The organism is Hydrotalea sp. GW822-HT8A01 (assembly GCF_058798575.1).
In genome coordinates this window covers 3,565,924-3,590,706 of sequence record NZ_CM179506.1, presented here as the reverse complement: position 1 = coordinate 3,590,706, position 24,783 = coordinate 3,565,924, and the positions used below count along the sequence as shown (strand labels likewise).

Sequence of the window (24,783 nt, the reverse complement as noted above, 5' to 3'; positions counted from 1 at the left end):
CTTACAAAATTATTATTATTTTTGTAGTTAAATAACTACATGAATGTATATAAATCTACACTATTTTGTAGCAATAATCGCAGTTATTTTGGCTGTTTCTACTACTGTATCTGCGCAATCTATTCAACGTCAGGTAGTTGCTACCGCCGGTGGATATACCGATCAGGGCAGCGTTTCTATCTCCTTTACCGTAGGCGAGCCGGTAGCTGATTTATTTCCCAATCTATTTCAGGGAAAAGCCATAACAGCCGGTTTTCAGCAACCCGATCCTGAAATACAAGAGAATATATATCGTGATTTTAGTAACTATTTTGTTTTATTTCCCAATCCAACCATTGATGGGAAAGTCAAATTAGGTTTTAGGGATGTACCTAATGGAATTTATACAATTGATATTATTGATGCCTTAGGAAGGGTGTTACAAACCACTACTGTAGAGTATTTTAATCATAATTTCTTTTATGTTGATTTGGATGTAACTAATTTAGTAAGGGCTTTTTATTTTATCAGAATAAGAAGCGATAAAAATTTCCGTGGGGAATTGAAGTTAATGCGTCTGTAAAATAAGCCATTCGGGTGAATTTTTTCGACCATGTAATTTTATTCCTACTTGAACGTTTAACTTTTTAATATGATTATTTTCGTGAAGTAAATTGTTAATAGGAATTTAACCGTAGATTGCGCATACAACCTACAATAATATCTTGATTGTGTGAAATGGACTTTACTAACCTTATTCTTATTGGCAGGCTTTGTATCTGTATCCTATGCACAACCCCAATCCTTTAAATACCAAGCTGTTGCCCGGGGTTTAAATGGTGCTTTGCTTAGTAACCAGCAAATCAATGTACGTATCAGTATATTGTTGGGAACCAGTCCCAACCGTACCTTGGAATACCAGGAAACACAAACTGTTACTACCAATCAATATGGCCTGTTTTATTTAGACATTGGAAGGGGAACACCGACCACCAGTGCCAAATTTGCGGACATCAATTGGGCCAATCCATTACAACAATACATCCAAACAGAAATAGATTTAGGACAAGGTTATGTGAATATGGGCGCCTCAGAAATGCTGAGTGTGCCTTATGCCTTGTATGCCTTAAACTCTCCCAAAGGGCCTACTGGTGCAACCGGGGCCACCGGTGCTACAGGAACCACCGGTACACCAGGTGCGAATGTGTTAACCGGTTCAGGAATGCCTGTTCCTTCATTGGGGTTTAATGGGGATAGTTATGTAGATATAACCAATGGAAATGTTTATACCAAAAATGCAGGTGCCTGGATAAATTCTGGGGCATCTTTAAAAGGATCTAGCGGGCCCACTGGTCAAACCGGCGCTACTGGCCAAACCGGAGCCACCGGCCAAACAGGCGCCACAGGTAACACAGGCGCCACTGGCCAAACCGGAGCCACCGGCCAAACAGGTGTAACAGGAAATACCGGAGCAACAGGTAACACAGGAATAACAGGTCAAACCGGAGCCACAGGAAATACCGGAGTAACCGGTCAAACCGGAGCCACCGGCCAAACAGGTACCACCGGCCAAACAGGCACCACTGGACAGACAGGCACCACTGGACAGACAGGTGCCACAGGAAATACCGGAATAACAGGTAACACAGGAATAACAGGTAACACAGGAGTAACAGGTCAAACCGGCGCAACAGGAAATACCGGAGCAACAGGAACTACAGGAGCCACTGGTCAAACAGGCACCACTGGTCAAACCGGAGCAACAGGAAATACTGGAGCAACAGGAAATACCGGAGTAACAGGTCAAACCGGCGCAACCGGAAATACCGGCGCAACAGGTAACACAGGAATAACAGGTAACACAGGAGTAACCGGTCAAACCGGAGCAACAGGTAACACAGGAGTAACCGGTCAAACCGGAGCCACTGGTCAAACAGGCACCACTGGTCAAACCGGAGCTACTGGTAACACAGGAGTAACCGGTCAAACCGGAGCCACAGGTAACACAGGAGTAACCGGTCAAACCGGCGCTACTGGTAACACAGGAGTAACCGGTCAAACCGGAGCCACAGGTAACACAGGAGTAACAGGTCAAACCGGAGCCACTGGTCAAACAGGCACCACTGGTCAAACCGGCGCTACTGGCCAAACCGGCGCCACCGGCCAAACAGGCGCCACCGGCCAAACAGGCGCCACAGGTAACACAGGCGCCACTGGCCAAACAGGAGCCACCGGCCAAACAGGTGTAACAGGAAATACCGGAGCAACAGGAACTACAGGAGCCACTGGTCAAACAGGCACCACTGGTCAAACCGGAGCTACTGGTAACACAGGAGTAACCGGTCAAACCGGAGCCACAGGTAACACAGGAGTAACCGGTCAAACCGGAGCCACTGGTCAAACAGGCACCACTGGTCAAACCGGAGCTACTGGTAACACAGGAATAACAGGTAACACAGGAGTAACCGGTCAAACCGGAGCCACAGGACAGACAGGCGCCACAGGAAATACAGGAGCGACTGGTCAAACCGGAGCAACAGGTCAAACCGGAACAACCGGTAACACAGGAGTAACAGGAAATACAGGAGTGACCGGTCAAACCGGAGCCACCGGAAATACCGGAGCCACCGGAAATACCGGAGTAACAGGTAACACAGGAGCAACAGGTAACACAGGAATAACAGGTAACACAGGAGTAACCGGTAACACAGGTGCAACAGGAAATACAGGAGCGACTGGTCAAACCGGTGCTACAGGAAATACAGGCACCACCGGAAATACAGGCACCACTGGACAGACCGGCGCCACCGGCCAAACAGGTGTAACAGGAACTACAGGAGCCACTGGTCAAACAGGCACCACTGGCCAAACAGGCACCACTGGTCAAACCGGAGCTACTGGTAACACAGGAGTAACCGGTAACACAGGAGCAACAGGTAACACAGGAATAACAGGTAACACAGGAGTAACCGGTAACACAGGTGCCACAGGAAATACAGGAGCGACTGGTCAAACCGGAGCAACAGGAAATACCGGAGCAACAGGTCAGACTGGAGCGACAGGAAATACAGGAGCTACTGGTAACACAGGTTCAACAGGTAACACAGGCACCACCGGAAATACCGGAGCAACAGGTCAGACCGGAGCGACAGGAAATACAGGAGCTACTGGTAACACAGGTTCAACAGGTAACACAGGCACCACCGGAAATACCGGAGCAACAGGTCAGACCGGAGCGACAGGAAATACAGGAGCTACTGGTAACACAGGTTCAACAGGTAACACAGGCACCACCGGAAATACAGGAGCTACTGGTAACACAGGAATAACAGGTCAAACCGGAGCAACAGGAAATACCGGAGTAACAGGTAACACAGGAGTAACAGGTAACACAGGAGTAACAGGTCAAACCGGAGCCACCGGAAATACAGGCACCACTGGACAGACAGGAGCCACCGGCCAAACTGGTGCCACAGGACAGACAGGCGCCACAGGAAATACAGGAGCGACTGGTCAAACCGGAGCAACAGGTCAAACCGGAACAACCGGTAACACAGGAACAACCGGTAACACAGGAACAACCGGTAACACAGGAGCCACCGGAAATACAGGAGCAACAGGTAACACAGGAATAACAGGTAACACAGGAGTAACCGGTAACACAGGTGCCACAGGAAATACAGGAGCGACTGGTCAAACCGGAGCCACTGGACAGACAGGTGCTACTGGACAGACAGGTGCTACTGGACAGACAGGTGCTACTGGTAACACAGGAGTAACCGGTCAAACCGGAGTAACAGGCCAAACCGGAGTAACAGGAAATACAGGCGCTACAGGCCAAACTGGAGCAACAGGTAACACAGGTTCAACAGGTCAAACAGGCACCACTGGACAGACAGGTGCCACAGGTAACACAGGAGTAACCGGTCAAACAGGCACCACTGGACAGACAGGTGCTACTGGTAACACAGGAGTAACAGGAAATACAGGAGTGACCGGTCAAACCGGAGCAACAGGAACTACAGGCACCACTGGCCAAACCGGAGTAACAGGTCAAACTGGAGCCACAGGAAATACAGGAGCGACTGGTCAAACGGGTGCTACAGGAAATACGGGAGCCACAGGTAACACAGGAGTAACCGGTCAAACAGGTGCCACTGGCCAAACTGGAGCCACAGGTAACACAGGAGTAACCGGCCAAACTGGAGCCACTGGTAACACAGGAGTAACCGGTCAAACCGGAGCCACTGGTAACACAGGAGTAACCGGTCAAACCGGAGCCACAGGAAATACAGGCACCACCGGTAACACAGGCACCACCGGCCAAACAGGAAATACAGGTGCTACCGGTCAAACCGGAGCCACAGGAAATACCGGAGCAACAGGTAACACAGGAATAACAGGTAACACAGGAGTAACCGGTCAAACCGGAGCCACAGGAAATACCGGAGCCACAGGTAACACAGGAGCAACAGGTAACACAGGAATAACAGGTAACACAGGAGTAACCGGTCAAACCGGAGCCACAGGAAATACCGGAGCCACAGGTAACACAGGAGCAACAGGTAACACAGGAATAACAGGTAACACAGGAACAACCGGAAATACAGGAACAACCGGTAACACAGGCACCACCGGCCAAACAGGAAATACAGGTGCTACCGGTCAGACAGGCGCCACCGGAAATACCGGAGTAACAGGTCAAACAGGAGTAACAGGCCAAACCGGAACAACAGGAAATACAGGCGCTACTGGACAAACCGGAGCGACAGGAAATACCGGTGTAACAGGTCAAACAGGCACCACTGGACAGACCGGCGCCACAGGCCAAACCGGAGCCACCGGCCAAACCGGAGTAACAGGTCAAACAGGAGCCACCGGCCAAACTGGTGCCACAGGAACAACAGGCACCACCGGCCAAACAGGAAATACCGGATCCACCGGTCAAACCGGAGCAACAGGTAACACAGGAGTAACAGGTCAAACAGGAGCCACAGGCCAAACCGGCGCCACCGGAAATACCGGAGCAACAGGTAACACAGGAATAACAGGTAACACAGGAGTAACCGGTCAAACAGGTGCCACTGGCCAAACTGGAGCAACAGGTAACACAGGTTCAACAGGTCAAACAGGCACCACTGGACAGACCGGCGCCACCGGCCAAACAGGTGTAACAGGAACTACAGGAGCCACTGGTCAAACAGGCACCACTGGACAGACAGGTGCTACTGGTAACACAGGAGCGACCGGTCAAACCGGAGCCACCGGCCAAACTGGTGCCACAGGAAATACAGGCGCTACTGGACAAACCGGAGCGACAGGAAATACCGGTGTAACAGGTCAAACCGGAGTAACTGGCCAAACCGGAGTAACAGGAAATACAGGAGTGACCGGTCAAACCGGAGCAACAGGAACTACAGGAGCCACTGGTCAAACAGGCACCACTGGTCAAACAGGTGTAACAGGAAATACAGGCACCACCGGAAATACAGGCGCCACCGGTCAAACCGGAGCCACCGGCCAAACAGGCACCACTGGTAACACAGGTTCAACAGGTCAAACAGGCACCACTGGACAGACAGGTGTAACAGGAAATACAGGTTCAACTGGTAACACAGGTTCAACTGGTAACACAGGCACCACCGGCCAAACAGGCACCACTGGTAACACAGGAGCCACCGGCCAAACGGGAGCTACTGGCCAAACCGGAGTAACTGGCCAAACAGGTGTAACAGGAACTACAGGAGCGACAGGAAATACCGGTGTAACCGGTCAAACAGGCACCACTGGACAGACAGGAGCAACAGGAAATACAGGAATAACCGGTCAAACCGGCGCAACAGGCCAAACTGGAGCCACAGGAACAACAGGCACCACCGGCCAGACAGGTGCCACAGGAAATACCGGCGCAACCGGAAATACCGGTGTAACCGGTAACACAGGAACAACAGGTAACACAGGTTCAACAGGTCAAACAGGCACCACTGGACAGACAGGTGCCACAGGAAATACCGGAGCAACCGGTAACACAGGAGCAACAGGTAACACAGGAATAACCGGTAACACAGGAGCAACAGGTAACACAGGAATAACCGGTAACACAGGAATAACCGGTAACACAGGAACAACAGGTAACACAGGAACAACAGGTAACACAGGAACAACAGGAAATACAGGCGCCACAGGTAACACAGGAGTAACCGGTCAAACCGGTGCCACAGGAAATACCGGAGTAACGGGAAATACAGGAGCGACTGGTCAAACCGGAGTAACAGGAAACACAGGCACCACCGGCCAAACAGGAAATACAGGTGCTACCGGTCAAACAGGTGCCACAGGAAATACCGGCGCAACAGGCCAAACTGGAGCCACTGGTAACACAGGAGTAACCGGTAACACAGGTGCAACAGGAAATACCGGAGCAACAGGTAACACAGGAAATACCGGCGCAACCGGAAATACCGGAGCAACAGGTAACACAGGAGCAACAGGTAACACAGGAGCAACAGGTAACACAGGAGCAACAGGTAACACAGGAGCAACAGGTAACACAGGAGCTACTGGTAACACAGGTTCAACTGGTAACACAGGCACCACCGGCCAAACAGGAAATACAGGCACCACCGGAAATACAGGAGCTACTGGTAACACAGGAGTAACCGGTCAAACCGGAGCCACCGGCCAAACAGGCACCACTGGACAGACAGGTGCCACAGGAAATACCGGAGTAACAGGTCAAACCGGCGCCACCGGTCAAACAGGCGCCACAGGCCAAACCGGAGCCACAGGAAATACCGGAGCAACCGGTAACACAGGAGCAACCGGTAACACAGGAATAACCGGTAACACAGGAGCAACAGGTAACACAGGAATAACCGGTAACACAGGAATAACCGGTAACACAGGAACAACAGGTAACACAGGAACAACAGGTAACACAGGAACAACAGGTAACACAGGAACAACAGGTAACACAGGAACAACAGGTAACACAGGAACAACAGGTAACACAGGAACAACAGGAAATACAGGCGCCACAGGTAACACAGGAGTAACCGGTCAAACTGGTGCCACAGGAAATACCGGAGTAACGGGAAATACAGGAGCGACTGGTCAAACCGGAGTAACAGGAAATACAGGTGCTACCGGTCAAACAGGTGCCACAGGAAATACCGGCGCAACAGGCCAAACTGGAGCCACTGGTAACACAGGCGCCACAGGTAACACAGGAGCGACCGGTCAAACCGGAGCAACAGGCCAAACTGGAGCCACAGGAAATACAGGAGCAACAGGTAACACAGGAGCAACAGGTAACACAGGAGCAACAGGTAACACAGGAATAACAGGTAACACAGGAGTAACAGGTCAAACCGGAGTAACAGGAAATACAGGTTCAACTGGTAACACAGGCACCACCGGCCAAACAGGCACCACTGGTAACACAGGAGCCACCGGTCAAACAGGTGCGACTGGTAACACAGGAGTAACCGGTCAAACAGGAGCCACTGGCCAAACAGGCGCCACTGGCCAAACTGGAGCAACAGGAAATACAGGTTCAACAGGTAACACAGGTTCAACAGGTCAAACAGGCACCACTGGACAGACAGGTGTAACAGGAAATACAGGTTCAACTGGTAACACAGGTTCAACTGGTAACACAGGCACCACCGGCCAAACAGGCACCACTGGTAACACAGGAGCCACCGGCCAAACGGGAGCTACTGGCCAAACCGGAGTAACTGGCCAAACAGGTGTAACAGGAACTACAGGAGCGACAGGAAATACCGGTGTAACCGGTCAAACAGGCACCACTGGACAGACAGGAGCAACAGGAAATACAGGAATAACCGGTCAAACCGGCGCAACAGGCCAAACTGGAGCCACAGGAACAACAGGCACCACCGGCCAGACAGGTGCCACAGGAAATACCGGCGCAACCGGAAATACCGGTGTAACAGGTAACACAGGAACAACAGGTAACACAGGTTCAACAGGTCAAACAGGCACCACTGGACAGACAGGTGTAACAGGAAATACAGGAGCTACTGGTAACACAGGTTCAACTGGTAACACAGGTTCAACTGGTAACACAGGTTCAACTGGTAACACAGGTTCAACTGGTAACACAGGCACCACCGGCCAAACAGGCACCACTGGTAACACAGGAGCAACAGGCCAAACCGGAGCCACAGGAAATACAGGCGCCACTGGCCAAACAGGCGCCACTGGCCAAACAGGCGCCACTGGCCAAACAGGCGCCACTGGCCAAACTGGAGCAACAGGTAACACAGGTTCAACAGGTCAAACAGGCACCACTGGTCAAACCGGAGCTACTGGTAACACAGGAGTAACCGGTAACACAGGAACAACAGGAAATACAGGAACAACAGGAAATACAGGCACCACCGGCCAAACAGGAAATACAGGCACCACCGGAAATACAGGAGCTACTGGTAACACAGGAGTAACCGGTCAAACCGGAGTAACAGGAAACACAGGCACCACCGGTAACACAGGCACCACCGGCCAAACAGGAAATACAGGTGCTACCGGTCAAACAGGCACCACTGGACAGACAGGTGCAACAGGAAATACCGGAGTAACAGGCCAAACCGGAGCTACTGGTAACACAGGAATAACAGGCACCACTGGACAGACCGGAGCCACAGGTAACACAGGAATAACAGGTAACACAGGAACAACAGGTAACACAGGAACAACAGGTAACACAGGCGCCACCGGAAATACAGGCGCCACCGGTCAAACCGGAGCCACAGGCCAAACTGGAGCCACAGGAAATACAGGTGCTACTGGTAACACAGGAGCAACAGGTAACACAGGAGCAACAGGTAACACAGGAATAACAGGTAACACAGGAGCCACCGGTCAAACAGGTGCGACTGGTAACACAGGAGCCACTGGCCAAACAGGAGCCACTGGCCAAACTGGAGCAACAGGAAATACAGGTTCAACAGGTAACACAGGTTCAACAGGTCAAACAGGCACCACTGGACAGACAGGTGTAACAGGAAATACAGGAGCTACTGGTAACACAGGTTCAACTGGTAACACAGGCACCACCGGCCAAACAGGCACCACTGGTAACACAGGAGCCACCGGCCAAACGGGAGCTACTGGCCAAACAGGAGCAACAGGTAACACAGGTTCAACAGGTCAAACAGGCACCACTGGACAGACAGGTGCCACCGGAAATACCGGTGTAACTGGTAACACAGGAACAACAGGTAACACAGGAATAACCGGTAACACAGGAGCAACAGGTAACACAGGAATAACCGGTAACACAGGAGCAACAGGTAACACAGGAATAACCGGTAACACAGGAGCAACAGGTAACACAGGTTCAACAGGTCAAACAGGCACCACTGGACAGACCGGAGCAACAGGAAATACAGGAATAACCGGTCAAACAGGTGCTACCGGCCAAACCGGCGCAACCGGAAATACCGGTGTAACTGGTAACACAGGAGCCACCGGCCAAACGGGAGCTACTGGCCAAACCGGAGTAACTGGCCAAACAGGTGTAACAGGAAATACAGGCGCCACCGGCCAAACCGGAGTAACTGGACAGACCGGAGCAACAGGAAATACAGGAATAACCGGTCAAACAGGCGCTACCGGCCAAACAGGCGCCACTGGCCAAACAGGTGTAACAGGAAATACAGGCGCCACCGGTCAAACCGGAGCCACTGGCCAAACAGGCGCCACCGGAAATACAGGAGCCACCGGCCAAACCGGAGTAACTGGACAGACCGGAGCAACAGGAAATACAGGAATAACCGGTCAAACAGGTGCTACCGGCCAAACAGGCGCCACTGGTAACACAGGCACCACTGGCCAAACAGGCGCCACCGGAAATACAGGCACCACTGGACAGACCGGAGCCACCGGTCAAACAGGTGCTACCGGCCAAACAGGAGCAACAGGAAATACCGGTGTAACTGGTAACACAGGAACAACAGGTAACACAGGAACAACAGGAAATACAGGAACAACAGGAAATACAGGCACCACCGGCCAAACAGGAAATACAGGTGCTACCGGTCAAACAGGTGCCACAGGAAATACCGGAGCCACAGGTAACACAGGTTCAACAGGTCAAACAGGCACCACTGGACAGACCGGTGCCACAGGAAATACCGGCGCCACCGGTCAAACAGGTGCTACCGGTCAAACCGGCGCAACCGGAAATACCGGAGCTACTGGTAACACAGGAGTAACCGGTCAAACCGGAGCCACCGGCCAAACAGGCACCACTGGACAGACAGGCGCCACAGGTAACACAGGTTCAACAGGTCAAACAGGCACCACTGGACAGACAGGCGCCACAGGTAACACAGGTTCAACAGGTCAAACAGGCACCACTGGACAGACAGGTGCCACAGGTAACACAGGTTCAACAGGTCAAACCGGAGCCACCGGTCAAACCGGAGCCACCGGCCAAACAGGCACCACTGGACAGACAGGTGCTACTGGTAACACAGGAGTAACCGGTCAAACAGGCGCCACTGGACAGACAGGTGCTACTGGTAACACAGGAGTAACCGGTCAAACAGGCGCCACTGGCCAAACTGGAGCAACAGGTAACACAGGTTCAACAGGTCAAACAGGCACCACTGGACAGACAGGTGCCACAGGAAATACCGGAGTAACAGGTAACACAGGAGTAACCGGTCAAACAGGAGCCACTGGTAACACAGGCACCACTGGCCAAACAGGCGCCACCGGAAATACAGGCGCCACTGGCCAAACTGGAGCAACAGGTAACACAGGTTCAACAGGTCAAACAGGCACCACTGGACAGACAGGTGCTACTGGTAACACAGGCACCACTGGCCAAACTGGAGCAACAGGTAACACAGGTTCAACAGGTCAAACAGGCACCACTGGACAGACCGGAGCAACAGGAAATACAGGAATAACCGGTCAAACAGGTGCTACCGGCCAAACAGGCGCCACTGGTAACACAGGCACCACTGGCCAAACAGGCGCCACCGGAAATACAGGCACCACTGGACAGACCGGAGCCACCGGTCAAACAGGTGCTACCGGCCAAACAGGAGCAACAGGAAATACCGGTGTAACTGGTAACACAGGAACAACAGGTAACACAGGAACAACAGGAAATACAGGAACAACAGGAAATACAGGCACCACCGGCCAAACAGGAAATACAGGTGCTACCGGTCAAACAGGTGCCACAGGAAATACCGGAGCCACAGGTAACACAGGTTCAACAGGTCAAACAGGCACCACTGGACAGACCGGTGCCACAGGAAATACCGGCGCCACCGGTCAAACAGGTGCTACCGGTCAAACCGGCGCAACCGGAAATACCGGAGCTACTGGTAACACAGGAGTAACCGGTCAAACCGGAGCCACCGGCCAAACAGGCACCACTGGACAGACAGGCGCCACAGGTAACACAGGTTCAACAGGTCAAACAGGCACCACTGGACAGACAGGCGCCACAGGTAACACAGGTTCAACAGGTCAAACAGGCACCACTGGACAGACAGGTGCCACAGGTAACACAGGTTCAACAGGTCAAACCGGAGCCACCGGTCAAACCGGAGCCACCGGCCAAACAGGCACCACTGGACAGACAGGTGCTACTGGTAACACAGGAGTAACCGGTCAAACAGGCGCCACTGGACAGACAGGTGCTACTGGTAACACAGGAGTAACCGGTCAAACAGGCGCCACTGGCCAAACTGGAGCAACAGGTAACACAGGTTCAACAGGTCAAACAGGCACCACTGGACAGACAGGTGCCACAGGAAATACCGGAGTAACAGGTAACACAGGAGTAACCGGTCAAACAGGAGCCACTGGTAACACAGGCACCACTGGCCAAACAGGCGCCACCGGAAATACAGGCGCCACTGGCCAAACTGGAGCAACAGGTAACACAGGTTCAACAGGTCAAACAGGCACCACTGGACAGACAGGTGCTACTGGTAACACAGGCACCACTGGCCAAACTGGAGCAACAGGTAACACAGGTTCAACAGGTCAAACAGGCACCACTGGACAGACCGGAGCCACAGGCCAAACCGGAGCCACAGGCCAAACAGGTGCCACAGGCCAAACAGGTGCCACAGGAAATACAGGAGCGACTGGTCAAACCGGAGTAACAGGAAATACAGGCGCCACCGGAAATACAGGCACCACAGGACAGACCGGCGCCACCGGCCAAACAGGTGTAACAGGAACTACAGGAGCCACTGGTCAAACCGGAGCCACTGGTAACACAGGTGCAACAGGAAATACAGGTGCTACTGGTCAAACGGGTGCTACAGGAAATACAGGCGCAACCGGCCAAACAGGAGCTACGGGAGTTACTGGTCCAACTGGCCCAAATAATGGTTGGTATTTAACCGGTAATACCGGTACTACCGCAGGTACCAACTTTATTGGTACTACAGATGCTGTAGATTTTGTTGCCAAAACTAATTCTTTAGAACGATTGAGAATATTGTCTACTGGTCAAATAGGTATTGGTAGAACACCCAATACGGCTAATTTATTAGATGTGGCCGGTACGGTTAATATATCTAAGCCTGGTGCATCCAGTATCTTACAAGTGGATGCACAGAGTAGCCAGACCAATATTGCTCAAATATTGTTTACAAATTCTGCGGGTACCGGCGATTTTCGAATCGGTAGTAGTGGCGGTGATGTTGTATGGCAGGGTGGTGGAGGCCGTAACTTGCAAATAGGTGCCTATTGGGGTATGGATTTCTTAGGTGGACGAGGAACTGCAACTTTCCCAACATTCCAGGGTGGTATTGGAAATTACAATACAAGAATATTGAATACTACCGATAGAAAAGGGTTGATTATACAAGCAAATGGCACACAAACCAATAATTTGCAGGAATGGCAAAATTCAGCAGGTACGGCTTTAAGTATAGTGGATCCTAATGGACAGGTCGGCATACAAACTACTACCCCACAAGCTAATTTAGACGTGAATGGTACCGCTAAAATTGGGGTGAATGGTACAGGTACAGTATTAAATGGGATAATAAAAGGTACAATTTCTATACCTAATCAGAATATTCCAGGAGGTCCTGGTGGTGATTTAATTGTGACTGTTACTTTAACTGGTAATTTAGCAAATGCCGTTCCAGGGGCTACTGTTATGATAAATCCTAGAAATAACTTAAATACTGGTCGGAATGACGTTATAATAAGTTGGTGTAGAATAAGTGCAAATGGTGTGTTGACGATTTGCTTTGCATCTCAAAATGGTAATAGAATTGGGCCTGGTGGTGGAGGGGCACAAATATTATTTGATGTTACAGTAATTCAATAGAACACTAAAATTATTTAACCTGCTGGAATATTACTTTTCAGCAGTTTTTTTATTATCCTTTTTGTAATATTGTAGCATGGTTGTTTTACCGTCTCATTTACCAACCGTCGCTACCATCGGCATTATCTGCCCCTCCGGTTATATGCCTATCGAAAAAGTGCAAACCTGTGTAAATACCCTGCAAGGCTGGGGTTACCGGGTGCAGTTGGGTAAAACAGTGGGTTTGCAATACCATTATTTTGCCGGTACAGATGTGGAACGGCTGGCCGACATGCAGGCCATGCTCAATAATCCGGCTATTGATGCCATTTTATGTGCACGTGGTGGTTATGGGTTAAGCAGAATCATAGATGAACTGGATTTTACCGCTTTTTTACAATATCCCAAATGGATCATTGGCTTTAGTGATATTTCGGTATTACATGCCCGTTTAAACCGGCTGGGCGTACCTGCCCTGCATGCACCTATGGCCGGGGCTTTTAATGAGGGGGGAGCTGAGCGGGAATCAGTGGCTTCGCTCAAAGCCATTTTGGTTGGCAAGCCGGTGCATTATACCGTGCCGGTGCATCCTTTGAACCGTCAGGGGATAGCCAATGCGGAGCTGGTGGGGGGCAACCTGTCAATCATTGTACATTTAATCGGCAGTCAAGATGCACTGCAAACAGCCGATAAAATTTTGCTGATTGAAGATGTGGGTGAATATTTGTATAACATAGACCGTATGCTGGTACAACTGAAAAGGGCCGGCATGTTGCAGCGATTGGCCGGTTTATTGGTAGGTGGTTTTACCGAGATGAAAGATACCACCATTCCTTTTGGCAAAACAGTGGAGGAAATTGTACGGGAACATGTGGCTGAATATACCTATCCTGTGGCTTTTCATTTTCCGGTAAGTCATGGTGAACCTAACATGGCTGTTAAATTGAGGGTAAAGCATCAACTAATGGTTACAGAAAAAGAAGTGGTGTTGCGGGAGGAATGATTCGGTTTTTGGTTTTTAGACATTGGGTAAGGTCCCAAGCCTTTACAATTATTGATGAACCATATTGACATCCTCCTCAACCTAAATGGAAGTTGCAGATGACTTTTAGGGCTTCCGAGGATGCGATTTTGGGATGGTGGTTACAGGTATCAAAAGGCCAGCTTTTTTGAATATCCTGATTTTTGTTGGCAATTAGTCAGCACTCTTTTTTATATAAACCTTTTGCGAACTTTGCTCCTCTGAGGTTAGAGAAATAAAAACCGCTAAGTATGCCAAAGTATGCTAAGAAAAATCCTTTGCAAACTTTGCGTCTCAGCGATTTAAATACAAACCGCCAAATATGCTAAGGGTCGCTAAGAGAAACCTTCGCGAACTTTGCGCCTTTGCGGTTCAAGAATCATCAACGGCTAAGTACGCCAGGCAACATCAGAAAAAAGCCTTTGCGAACTTTGCGTGAAATACCCTACAAAAAACCCGTGCATGCCCCTCTACAGCGGCTGAGCAATATCATACCATCGTCATCAATAAATCAATAGCTTTGTAAGGTATATATACCAATATGTATTCAAAAATAATCGTTTGTATTGCTTTTGTATTATTAGTGGCTTGTCAGCCCAAAAAAGGCAGTATCTATCCCCAACAAGAAAACATTACAGAGGCAGTATATGCTTCCGGAATGGTAAAATCAGACCGGCAATACGAGGCATTTGCCACCGTTACCGGATTAATTGATACCATATATGTAACCGAAGGGGAACTGGTAAAAAAAGGGCAGCCCATCTTGCATATCGTTAATACGGCCACCCGTTTAAATACCGAAAATGCAGCTTTAGTGGCAGCCAATGCATCGGTAGCAGCCAATGCTGCCCGTTTAAATGAGGCAAAGATTAGCATTGCAAATGCCAAAGCACAGTTAGACAATGCCACTACGTTATTACAACGCCAACGCAATTTGTGGGCACAACAAATCGGTACAAAAAACGATTTAGACCAGCGCGAACTGGCCTATACCAATGCCCTGCATGCATGGCAGGCAGCACAATTGCAATACGATGATCTAAAAAAGCAAATAGATTTTAGTGCCCAACAGGCTCAGAAAAATTTAGCCATTGCCGGAACAGCCAAAAACGATTATACCGTTAAAAGCGATGTAGATGGGATGGTGTTTCAACTGAATAAAAAGAAAGGAGAATTGGTGAGTCCACAAACAGCCTTGGCATTGGTAGGGGCTGCACATCAGTTTTTATTGGAATTGCAGATAGATGAACATGATATAGCCCGCATACACAATGGCATGCAGGTATTGTACACCATGGATAGTTATAAGGGTAAAGTATTTGAGGCAAAAGTGGTTAAAATTTACCCGGCCATGGATGAACATTCCCGCACTTTTAAGGTAGATGCTGCATTGGTACAATCGCCGCCGGTATTGTATCCCAACCTTACTTTAGAAGCTAATATTGTAATTCGGCAACAACAAAATGCCATTACCATTCCTGCCAATTATTTATTGCCCGGCGATTCTGTTTTATTGGCCAATGGCAAAAAACAAAAAGTTGTGGTAGGGATAAAAGATTATCAAAAAATTGAAATCGTATCGGGCATTACAACTAAGGATGAGTTGATGGAATGAAATGCCCGTAAAGGCTTATACTTCTTTACTGCAATTATAAAAATCATTTAATTTGTTTTTTAATCATTCATGATCTTAAAATTAATTGTCAATATTGCACAATCCCTGCTCATGGCGCGCTGGCGGCAAACACTGGTAGCTGCAGTTGGTGTAACCTTTGGTATAACCATGTTTATTGCACTGCTGAGTTTTATGAGTGGTTTAAACGATTTGTTGGATGGGCTGGTAGTAAACCGTACGCCACACATTCGGTTGTATAATGATATTAGGCCACATAAAGACCAGCCCGTTACCCTTTGGCCGGCTTACCGAAATAGTTATCCGTTTATCAGTTCTTTAAAATCGGGGAATATACGGCAGGAGATATATAATAGCGGCCCCATTATTCAGGCATTGCAACAAAATAAACAGGTAATGGGTGTTGCACCCACTATCACGGCACAAGTTTTTTTTAATGATGGTACGGTAGATATTAATGGGGCGATAAATGGTATTGATGTAGCTGCAGAAACCAAACTGTTTCATTTTGATGATTATATCGTAGCAGGTAAAGCAGCCGATTTAAATACCGTACCCAACAGCATTGTGTTGGGCAAAGCTTTGGCCGAAAAATTAGTAGCCAATGTGGGCGATGTGGTACAAATTACTACCAGTACCGGATCTATATTTCAGTTAAAAGTAGTAGGTTATTTTCAATCGGGTTTGCAGGATTTTGATAAAGCACAGAGTTACGCGTCTATCCAGACTGTTCAAAAAATACTTGGCAAATCGTCCTTATACATTACCGATATAAGAATAAAATTATACGATATTAACCGAGCGCCGGCTTTGGCCAAAACCTTTGCCCGTATTTATGGGGTTGATGGCGAAGATATTCAAACAGCCAATTCGCAGTTTGAAACAGGTAGTTTTGTGCGAAGTCTAATATCCTATGCTGTTGGCATTACTTTGTTAATTGTAGCCGGCTTTGGTATTTACAATATTTTGAACATGATGATTTATGAAAAGATGGATACCATTGCCATTTTAAAAGCCACCGGCTTTGCAGGGCGCGATGTAAAAGCAATATTTTTAGTCATTGCCATTGGTATTGGTTTGTTTGGCGGCTTCACCGGTTTGCTTTCCGGGTTTGGGTTGTCGGTACTCATTCATCATGTTCCTTTTCATACAGCCGCATTGCCTACGGTAAAAACATATCCCATTAATTATAATCCATTGTTTTATTTGATAGGGATAAGTTTTTCGTTGATTACCACTTATTTAGCCGGATGGTTACCGGCCCGCAAAGCCAGTAAAATAGATCCGGTCATCATTATCAGAGGAAAATAACATGCAAAACACCATTCTGGAAGCCGTGAATATTGTGAAGTACTTTTACGATCCCGTAAAGGTGAAGGTGTTGAATGGCGTAAACTTTGCCATTAATCGTGGCGATTTTGTTTCAATTGTTGGAAAATCAGGTTGTGGCAAATCTTCTTTGTTGTATGTACTCTCTACCATGGATACCAATTATGAGGGCGATGTGTTAATAGATGGCATTTCCATGCAACAAAAAAAAGAAGCTTATTTAGCCAAAGTGCGAAATGAAAAAATTGGTTTTGTTTTTCAGTTTCATTATTTGCTGAATGAATTTACCGTGTTGAAGAATGTGATGTTGCCCGGTTTAAAATTGCGGAAATATACTGAAAAAGAGGTAGAGGCAAGGGCCTATGAAAAATTGCAAACATTGGGTATTGCAGGGCTGGCTTTGAAGAATGCTGCCCGTTTATCGGGCGGCGAAAAACAACGGGTAGCCATTGCCCGTGCATTGATCAATGATCCGGATATTATTATGGGCGATGAACCTACAGGTAATTTAGATAAAAAAAACAGTGAATTAGTGTTCGATATATTTAAACAATTGTCGTATGAATTGCATCAAACTATGCTGATTGTTACCCACGACCCTGATTTTGCCGCTAAAACCAATCGTATTATCTGTATGGAAGATGGTAGAATTGTGGATGGGTAGTTGGGTGATAGGTACTTGTTCATGCATAGAATAGTTGTATCGCTATTCCCAATGTTGACAATAATTGAAACTATTTCGGCAATGCTAATTGAAACATCCTTAACCAGTTTTTGTGGAATATATTTTCGATATCACTAGCGGTGTACCCTTTCTGTTCTAACAAATAACTTAATTGCTGCAAATCAGCAATGGTATCCAGATCATAAGGCGATTGTTCTGTACCGAAGGCACCATCTAAATCGCTGCCAATGCCTACATGTAAGCTATTGCCTGCTATTTGGCAGATATGATCAATGTGTGGAATAATGGCTGCTATATTACAATGCATTTGTTGTGATGTGCTAATACCGCGTTGCCAGCCGGATACCATCATCCAGGCATCGAAAGCCATGCCAATTACGGAGTTGCGGGTTATCATTTCATGTATCACCGCATCACTCATCTGTCGGTTATGTGGCACCAATACACGACAGTTGTGATGCGATGCCCACAATGTTCCGTTGTATAAAGTCAGTGCATCACTTAAAGCATCATCACACAAATGTGTAATATCTAAAACAATGTGATGATCCTGCATTATTTGCAGCAGAGCTTTACCGTTTTCCGTGAGATGCCCGGTGGCATCTGTTCCATTGGCATATCTGCCCGGGCCATAATGGGCGGGCCCAATAGATATCAATCCCTGTTGTTGCAACAGGAGCGCATGTTCAGGAGTAATTAATGCGTCGGCACCTTCTAAACTGATGATAACGCCAATGACTTTCTGTTGGTTAGGGATTGTATCAGTTGCCCATACAGTTAGGTGTTCCTGAAGTTGTTGTTGATTACGAATAATGGTTAATTCACCGGCGGCTTCCATTGCTTGATACCAGGCTAACTGGCCTTGTATTTGTGCCCATGCCTGTTCGGCAGAAGCCCATCCGGGTAATGGTTGGCCCGGTAATTGAACCCGGCCAATTAAAGTAGCCACTACCAAACCAATATTACCTGACCTTAATGCCGGTAATGAAACAGTACCTTTACCACGGTCGGGTTTATCGGTTAATCCTGTTTCAGTTGCTCGAATATGATGCACTGGCATACGCAGATCGCGATTCCATTCCATGGCATTCATACTTAAATCGAGATGGGCATCTATTAAAAACATGGCAATTGTTATAAAGTATATTAAATGGTAATGGATCTGTCTCTTGCTATTACTTTCCACGAAGTGGTTACTGCACTATTTTCTACTACCTGCAAGCTATTGTATAAAGCAACGGTAGGGCATATATGTATGGGTATGGCATACAGTACCTGTCCGGGTGTGTAGGCAGTTGCATCTGCCACTTTTAAAACCAAATGTTCTTCACTTTGTGCAACAGGCCTGGCAGCGGGGGCATTTAAAAAAACCACTCTTGGAAAAGGGTTTTCAGCAGCTACTGATTTATGACCCAAATCGGTGGTAATGGTTTGTGCATCAATGATGGAGATGACTCTTGTTATTAAAACGGCAGCCCATTGAAAAGGCTCTTCAGGCATCAGTTGTTGGTAACCGGCATCCCAAAATATAAAGGTACCCGGACTGCATACCACATTCTTCCTTTGTGCATGTGCCGCAAAAGTTGTAGACCCGCCTGCAACAATGGGTAATGGTATTTGATATTGTTCCTGCAATGCCCGCTGCATGGCTGCAACAGGCGCAAACGCTGCATCACTTTCCTGCTTTCTTTCTTCAAAACTTTGTTTTCTGATATGGCCATCATACACATGTAAACCCATTACCGTTAGGTTATTCACTTGCAATAATTGCAGCAATAATTCCGGAACTGTAGCAACGGGTGCACCAGTTCTGTTCATGCCATTGTTTACATCAATATATAATTGGGCAGAAATATTGGCTTTTGCATGTGCTGCTGCAATTTCCTTTGCGGTAACAATATTGTCGGTTAAGCAGGCAAAAATACATTGGGAGTGTTGTTGTTGCAATGCCACCCATCTCTGTATTTTAGGGCCAACGGGTTGGTATGCCAGCAAAATATCCGGTGCATTTAATTGTGCCAGCATTTCGGCTTCAGCAATGGTAGCACATTTAAATTGAGTGATGCCGGCCTCCATCATTGCTTTACATACTTCGGGTGTTTTATTGGTTTTTACATGCGGTCTGATTCGTTCAGTTTGGTGGTGCATCCTTGTTAATGCTGACTGAATATTCGCCAGCATTTTTTCTTTATACACCAATAAAGCCGGCGAATCAACCGTATCAATATTTTGAATACTATACCATTCCATTCTAAAATAATTTTATTGTGAAAGCAACTTATGCCAGTTTAAACATCGCTTCAATTTCAACAGGTATATTATCCGGAAGCGTTGCCATGCCTACTGCACTTCTTACGCCAATGCCTGCATCGTTACCCCATATTTCAGCAAACAATTCACTGCACCCGTTAATAATGAAAGGGTGTTGGTGAAAATCGGTGGTGGCATTCACCATTCCCAATACTTTAATCACTCTTTCAATTTTGTTGAGTGTTCCCAAATTGGCACGCAATGTTGCCAGAATGGCCAGCCCAACCTGTCGGGCAGCAGCTTTTCCTTCATCCGCCGAAATGGCTTCACCAATTCTTCCAATCATAAATTTGCCTTTGCTAATTAAAGGGCCATGGCCTGATACATATACATAATTGTTGTCAATTAAGAAGGGCTTGTATACACCAATAGGATCGGGTGGCGGAGGTAAAACAAGGTTCAATCTTTGTAAATTTTCTTCCGGAGTCATTGTATTGTTTTTGCAATAAAGTTAAACAGATTGGGATGATTGTGGATTGAAAATATACGGCAATGAAAATCAGACTTGTAGTGTGTATTGTTCATTCGGTATTGGGCAGCCGAAATACCGGTGTGAACGGGATTTTAATGGGCTATAAGTATTCGAATGTATAAAAGTCTGTCTTTTTTAATAGGATGAAACAATTAATTGTATATTTTCATCAACAAAATTGATTGAAAAATGACATTGGTTCAGTTAGAATATATTGTGGCTTTAGATACACACCGGCACTTTTCAACAGCAGCAGCAGCCTGTTTTGTAACGCAACCTACACTCAGTATGCAGATACAGAAATTAGAGGAAGAACTGGGCGTAAAAATTTTTGACAGGAGTAAGCAACCAGTATTACCTACGGAATATGGTATGGATATTATTCAGCAGGCCCGCAAAATTCTTGCAGATCGGGATGTGTTGCTGGAAATGGTGGATGCCAAAAAAGGCATTATTCATGGGGAATTGAAAATTGGTATTATACCCACACTGGCGCCTTATTTATTGCCCTTATTCATTCATGCGTTTACCAAAAAATTTGCTGCAGTAAAATTGCAGGTAAGTGAATATACCACCGACCAAATTATTCAAAAACTGAAAGAAGGTAATATTGATGTGGGTATTTTAGTTACTCCTTTGCATGAGAAAGGGATAAAAGAAGAACCGCTGTTTTATGAAGAAATGTTAGCTTATGTTTCTAAAAACAATGAAGTTTTTAAAAAAACGTATGTGTTACCTAAAGATATTGATCCCGGCAAACTTTGGCTTTTGGAAGAAGGCCATTGCTTCCGTTCTCAAATATTAAATTTGTGTGAACTGAGAAAGCCCGCTGCAGAAGGTGGCCATTTTGAATATGAAGCGGGTAGTTTAGAAACCCTGCGCCGCATGGTTGATTTATACGATGGGGTAACCATTTTGCCTGAACTGGCTACTTTAGATATGAGCAGCAAACAACAAGCTTGTCTCCGTTATTTTAAAAGTCCTGCACCTGTTCGCGAAGTAAGTATGGTTACCCACCGCAATTATGTAAAGCGCCGTTTGGTAGAAGTTTTGAAGCAACAAATAGAAATGGCTATTCCCGACAAAATAAAGCAAAATAAAAAAACAAAAGTCGTACCCATTTAAGTAAACAGCCATTAACTTAACGTATTATTGCGCCGTATTTTAACAGCAACATGCTTTGCGTTTGTATATAAATCTTGACGTTTTATTATGAATGCAATACCCATAAAATTAAAACACTCATGAAATTATTTTTTATACGATATACCAAACTATTATTTATCTGGTTGCAATTGCACCGAATTTTTGGTTGGATGGGTAATTTTTTTGCCAATATGTACTATCTCACGTTGTTTTCAAAATGGGCCTATCAGAACAGAAAAGTAGCTTATAATGATTTTCCCTGCAAGTGGGATTATCAGCGCAGGAAAAAAATGTATGAATGGGTAATTGAGCAGGAAAGGCTTGAACAGGAAGCCATCAATTATCTGGAATTTGGTGTGGCTTGGGGCGAATCCTTCAACTGGTGGTTGCAGAAAAATAAGCATCCACAAAGTACATTTTATGGTTTTGATACATTTGATGGATTACCTGAAGACTGGGGCCCATTTAAAAAAGGAGCTTTTAGCAGTAACCAGGTATTGCCGGATATTAGTGGGGATGCAAGAGGCCTGTTTCTAAAAGGATTATTTCAACAAACCATACCTGTGTTTGTGCAGCAGTTAGATAATACCCGAAGAAATGTGTTGATGATGGATGCTGATTTGTTTTCGGCCACCTTATATGCGCTCACTTCGCTGGCGCCTTATTTAAAAAAAGGAGATATTATTTTCTTTGATGAATTTGTAGTACCTACCCATGAATTTAAAGCCTATCAGGATTTTATTCAATCTTATTACTGCAACCTGCAATTAATCGCTGCTGCCAATAATTATTATTTTGTGGCATTTAAAGTGCAATAAAACAAGAATAAAGAATAAGCATCCATTTAGTTTAGTAAAAAACTGCTTAATTTTATTGTACTCGTTTTAAATTCAGGCTGGTATATGGTGCAACGATCAGCGGAAATTTTTCAACTGTAACAAAGCCGGGATCTAAACCAAATCCACGTTCTTCGCTCAGGGAAATTTCTTTCAGCCAAAAATATAGTTTCATAATAATGCGTTCCATAAAGGGTAATTCATTATCTGAACTCAGGTATTTTTCCAATACAATAAACTGAAAATCACCAGCAATATTATTCTTCTCTAAACTGGCATATCGGCTGGTAATATTTACTTCTTTATTGGCAACCAGATCCTGTACCACTTTTTTAAACATTACGTGTATACGTTGCTCTACCCTGAAGCCGAGGCGAAACTCAACCCTGATAATATCATCCGCCATAATGTGATCTACACTGTATTCAGAAGTATACGGATCATCCAAAACATCCACATGTATTAACCAGTAAGTATCGGCCCTTTTTGGTTTTTTGTTGAGGATGGAATAGATAATTTTATGTTCTATTTCTTTGGGATTATTGGCGCTGGTCATATATACCAGATGTGATGCATATTTAGGAATAGAGTCATCCTGGCTTAATTCTTTCAATAGCGGTATATAATGTTGCAGTCGTACAAATTCAACATAGCGGTTTTTAATTTTACGGCTTCTAAACCAAATATACATTACTGAGAATAAGCCACCACCTACTAGTAAAGTAACATAACCACCATGCGGGAATTTTTCTAAGTTGGCAATTAGAAAAGAAACTTCAATGGTAAGGTACACTGCCAAGTATAAATATATCCAAAGCGAGAAAACCCTGTGGCTTACCAAATAATTGGCAAATAAAATGGAAGTACTGATCATGCACATGGTAATAGCCAACCCATAGGCCGCCTCCATATTAGATGATTTTTGAAAAATAAGCACAATGCCCGTACAACCAATAAATAAAAGCAGGTTAACGCCGGGAATATACAATTGCCCTTTTTCTTCTGAGGGATAATTGATTTTCATTTTAGGCCATAAGTTCAAACGCAGTGCCTCACTAATTAAGGTAAAAGAGCCTGAAATTAAAGCTTGGCTGGCAATAATAGCGGCAACTGTGGCAATGATAATTCCAACCAACTTAAACCATTGCGGCATTACACCATAAAATGGATTAAATCCGCCATCAATCATTTCAGATGTAATAATGCCATGGTTGTGTTGTGCCAATAACCAGGCACCCTGCCCCAAATAATTTACGATGAGGCAGGATTTTACAAAAATCCAGGAAATATGAATGTTCTGTTTGCCGCAATGTCCAAGATCACTGTACAATGCTTCAGCCCCTGTGGTGCAGAGAAAAATAGCACCCAGTATCCAAAAACCTTTGGGATATTGCGTTAACAGTTCAATGGCATAATGTGGGCTAAAAGCTCTGAAAATGGCAATATCATCTAACAAATGCGTAGCACCTAAAACGGCAAGCATACTAAACCAGATAAACATGATAGGGCCAAAAAAGCGGCCAATAAAATTGGTGCCGAATTGCTGCACAAAAAATAAAAGCGTTAAAATACCAATAACAATGTATACAATAATGGGATCGCCTTCTACAATGTTTAAACCCGGTAATTGTCGTAATCCCTCAATGGCAGAGGTAATAGAGATAGGAGGAGTAATAATGCCATCGGCCAATAAAGCGGCACCACCAAGCATGGCAGGGTAAACCAGCCATTTTTTTCTTCTGCGTACCAATGCATATAGGCTGAAAATGCCACCCTCGCCCTTGTTATCGGCCTGTAAGGTTAAAATAACATATTTAATGGTGGTTTGAAGCGTGAGTGTCCAGATAATGCAGGATAAACTTCCAATAATTAAAAGATCATTGACAGGCCGGTCTCTGATAACAGAATTCAACACATAAAGCGGTGAGGTTCCAATATCTCCGTAAATAATCCCCAAAGCAATTAACAAACTGGCCGGTGTAACTTTACTAATGGTTTTGTTCACAGTAAACAATTGCGTAAAAAAATATTAACAAATGTATAGTAAAAAA

Annotated in this window: 12 protein-coding genes; 8 read left to right on the top strand and 4 right to left on the bottom strand. The window is 46.2% G+C overall.

All coding sequences use genetic code 11. The features are described from left to right. Positions 1-43 precede the first annotated feature (43 nt). From AC3QLY_RS15840 to AC3QLY_RS15815, 6 genes are all read left to right on the top strand, one after another. The gene (locus tag AC3QLY_RS15840) at positions 44-562 is read left to right on the top strand and encodes a T9SS type A sorting domain-containing protein (RefSeq protein WP_074419689.1); all 519 of its coding nucleotides are present in this window, start codon (positions 44-46) and stop codon (positions 560-562) included. A gap of 150 nt (positions 563-712) precedes the next feature. Next, positions 713-13,321, top strand: a complete 12,609-nt coding sequence (locus tag AC3QLY_RS15835) for a hypothetical protein (protein WP_492990086.1) — start codon at positions 713-715, stop codon at positions 13,319-13,321. Positions 13,322-13,397: 76 nt separating this feature from the next. Then, positions 13,398-14,303 carry a S66 peptidase family protein gene (locus tag AC3QLY_RS15830; RefSeq protein WP_218330669.1) on the top strand — a complete coding sequence of 302 codons (906 nt, stop codon included), beginning with the start codon at positions 13,398-13,400 and terminating at the stop codon, positions 14,301-14,303. Positions 14,304-14,862: 559 nt separating this feature from the next. Continuing rightward, positions 14,863-15,936: an efflux RND transporter periplasmic adaptor subunit gene (locus tag AC3QLY_RS15825; protein WP_492990084.1), complete on the top strand. Its 1,074-nt coding sequence runs from the start codon at positions 14,863-14,865 to the stop codon at positions 15,934-15,936. A gap of 111 nt (positions 15,937-16,047) precedes the next feature. Continuing rightward, positions 16,048-17,265 carry an ABC transporter permease gene (locus AC3QLY_RS15820; protein WP_492990082.1) on the top strand — a complete coding sequence of 406 codons (1,218 nt, stop codon included), beginning with the start codon at positions 16,048-16,050 and terminating at the stop codon, positions 17,263-17,265. 1 nt (position 17,266) lies between these two features. Further along, the gene (locus tag AC3QLY_RS15815; RefSeq protein WP_492990080.1) at positions 17,267-17,947 is read left to right on the top strand and encodes an ABC transporter ATP-binding protein; all 681 of its coding nucleotides are present in this window, start codon (positions 17,267-17,269) and stop codon (positions 17,945-17,947) included. A 70-nt stretch (positions 17,948-18,017) separates the two neighbouring features. On the opposite strand, the gene AC3QLY_RS15810 is transcribed toward AC3QLY_RS15815, so the two are convergent. The 3 genes from AC3QLY_RS15810 to AC3QLY_RS15800 are packed head-to-tail and all read right to left on the bottom strand — an operon-like array spanning position 18,018 to position 20,708. Then, positions 18,018-19,094, bottom strand: coding sequence for a dipeptidase (locus AC3QLY_RS15810; RefSeq protein ID WP_492990078.1), 1,077 nt, complete (start codon positions 19,092-19,094; stop codon positions 18,018-18,020). A gap of 20 nt (positions 19,095-19,114) precedes the next feature. Further along, positions 19,115-20,218: a D-TA family PLP-dependent enzyme gene (locus AC3QLY_RS15805; RefSeq protein ID WP_492990077.1), complete on the bottom strand. Its 1,104-nt coding sequence runs from the start codon at positions 20,216-20,218 to the stop codon at positions 19,115-19,117. Positions 20,219-20,246: 28 nt separating this feature from the next. Then, on the bottom strand, positions 20,247-20,708 hold the full coding sequence (locus tag AC3QLY_RS15800; protein ID WP_074420353.1) for a RidA family protein: 462 nt from the start codon (positions 20,706-20,708) through the stop codon (positions 20,247-20,249). A 231-nt stretch (positions 20,709-20,939) separates the two neighbouring features. Here AC3QLY_RS15800 and AC3QLY_RS15795 point away from each other — a divergent pair, with 231 nt between their 5' ends. Together AC3QLY_RS15795 and AC3QLY_RS15790 are read left to right on the top strand one after the other, a co-directional pair. Further along, on the top strand, positions 20,940-21,875 hold the full coding sequence (locus AC3QLY_RS15795; RefSeq protein WP_074418489.1) for a hydrogen peroxide-inducible genes activator: 936 nt from the start codon (positions 20,940-20,942) through the stop codon (positions 21,873-21,875). A 119-nt stretch (positions 21,876-21,994) separates the two neighbouring features. Then, entirely contained in the window at positions 21,995-22,714 is a 720-nt protein-coding gene (locus AC3QLY_RS15790; protein WP_492990074.1) for a TylF/MycF/NovP-related O-methyltransferase, read from the top strand. 52 nt (positions 22,715-22,766) lie between these two features. On the opposite strand, the gene AC3QLY_RS15785 is transcribed toward AC3QLY_RS15790, so the two are convergent. Beyond that, positions 22,767-24,737, bottom strand: coding sequence for a KUP/HAK/KT family potassium transporter (locus tag AC3QLY_RS15785; protein ID WP_492990072.1), 1,971 nt, complete (start codon positions 24,735-24,737; stop codon positions 22,767-22,769). Positions 24,738-24,783 lie beyond the last annotated feature (46 nt).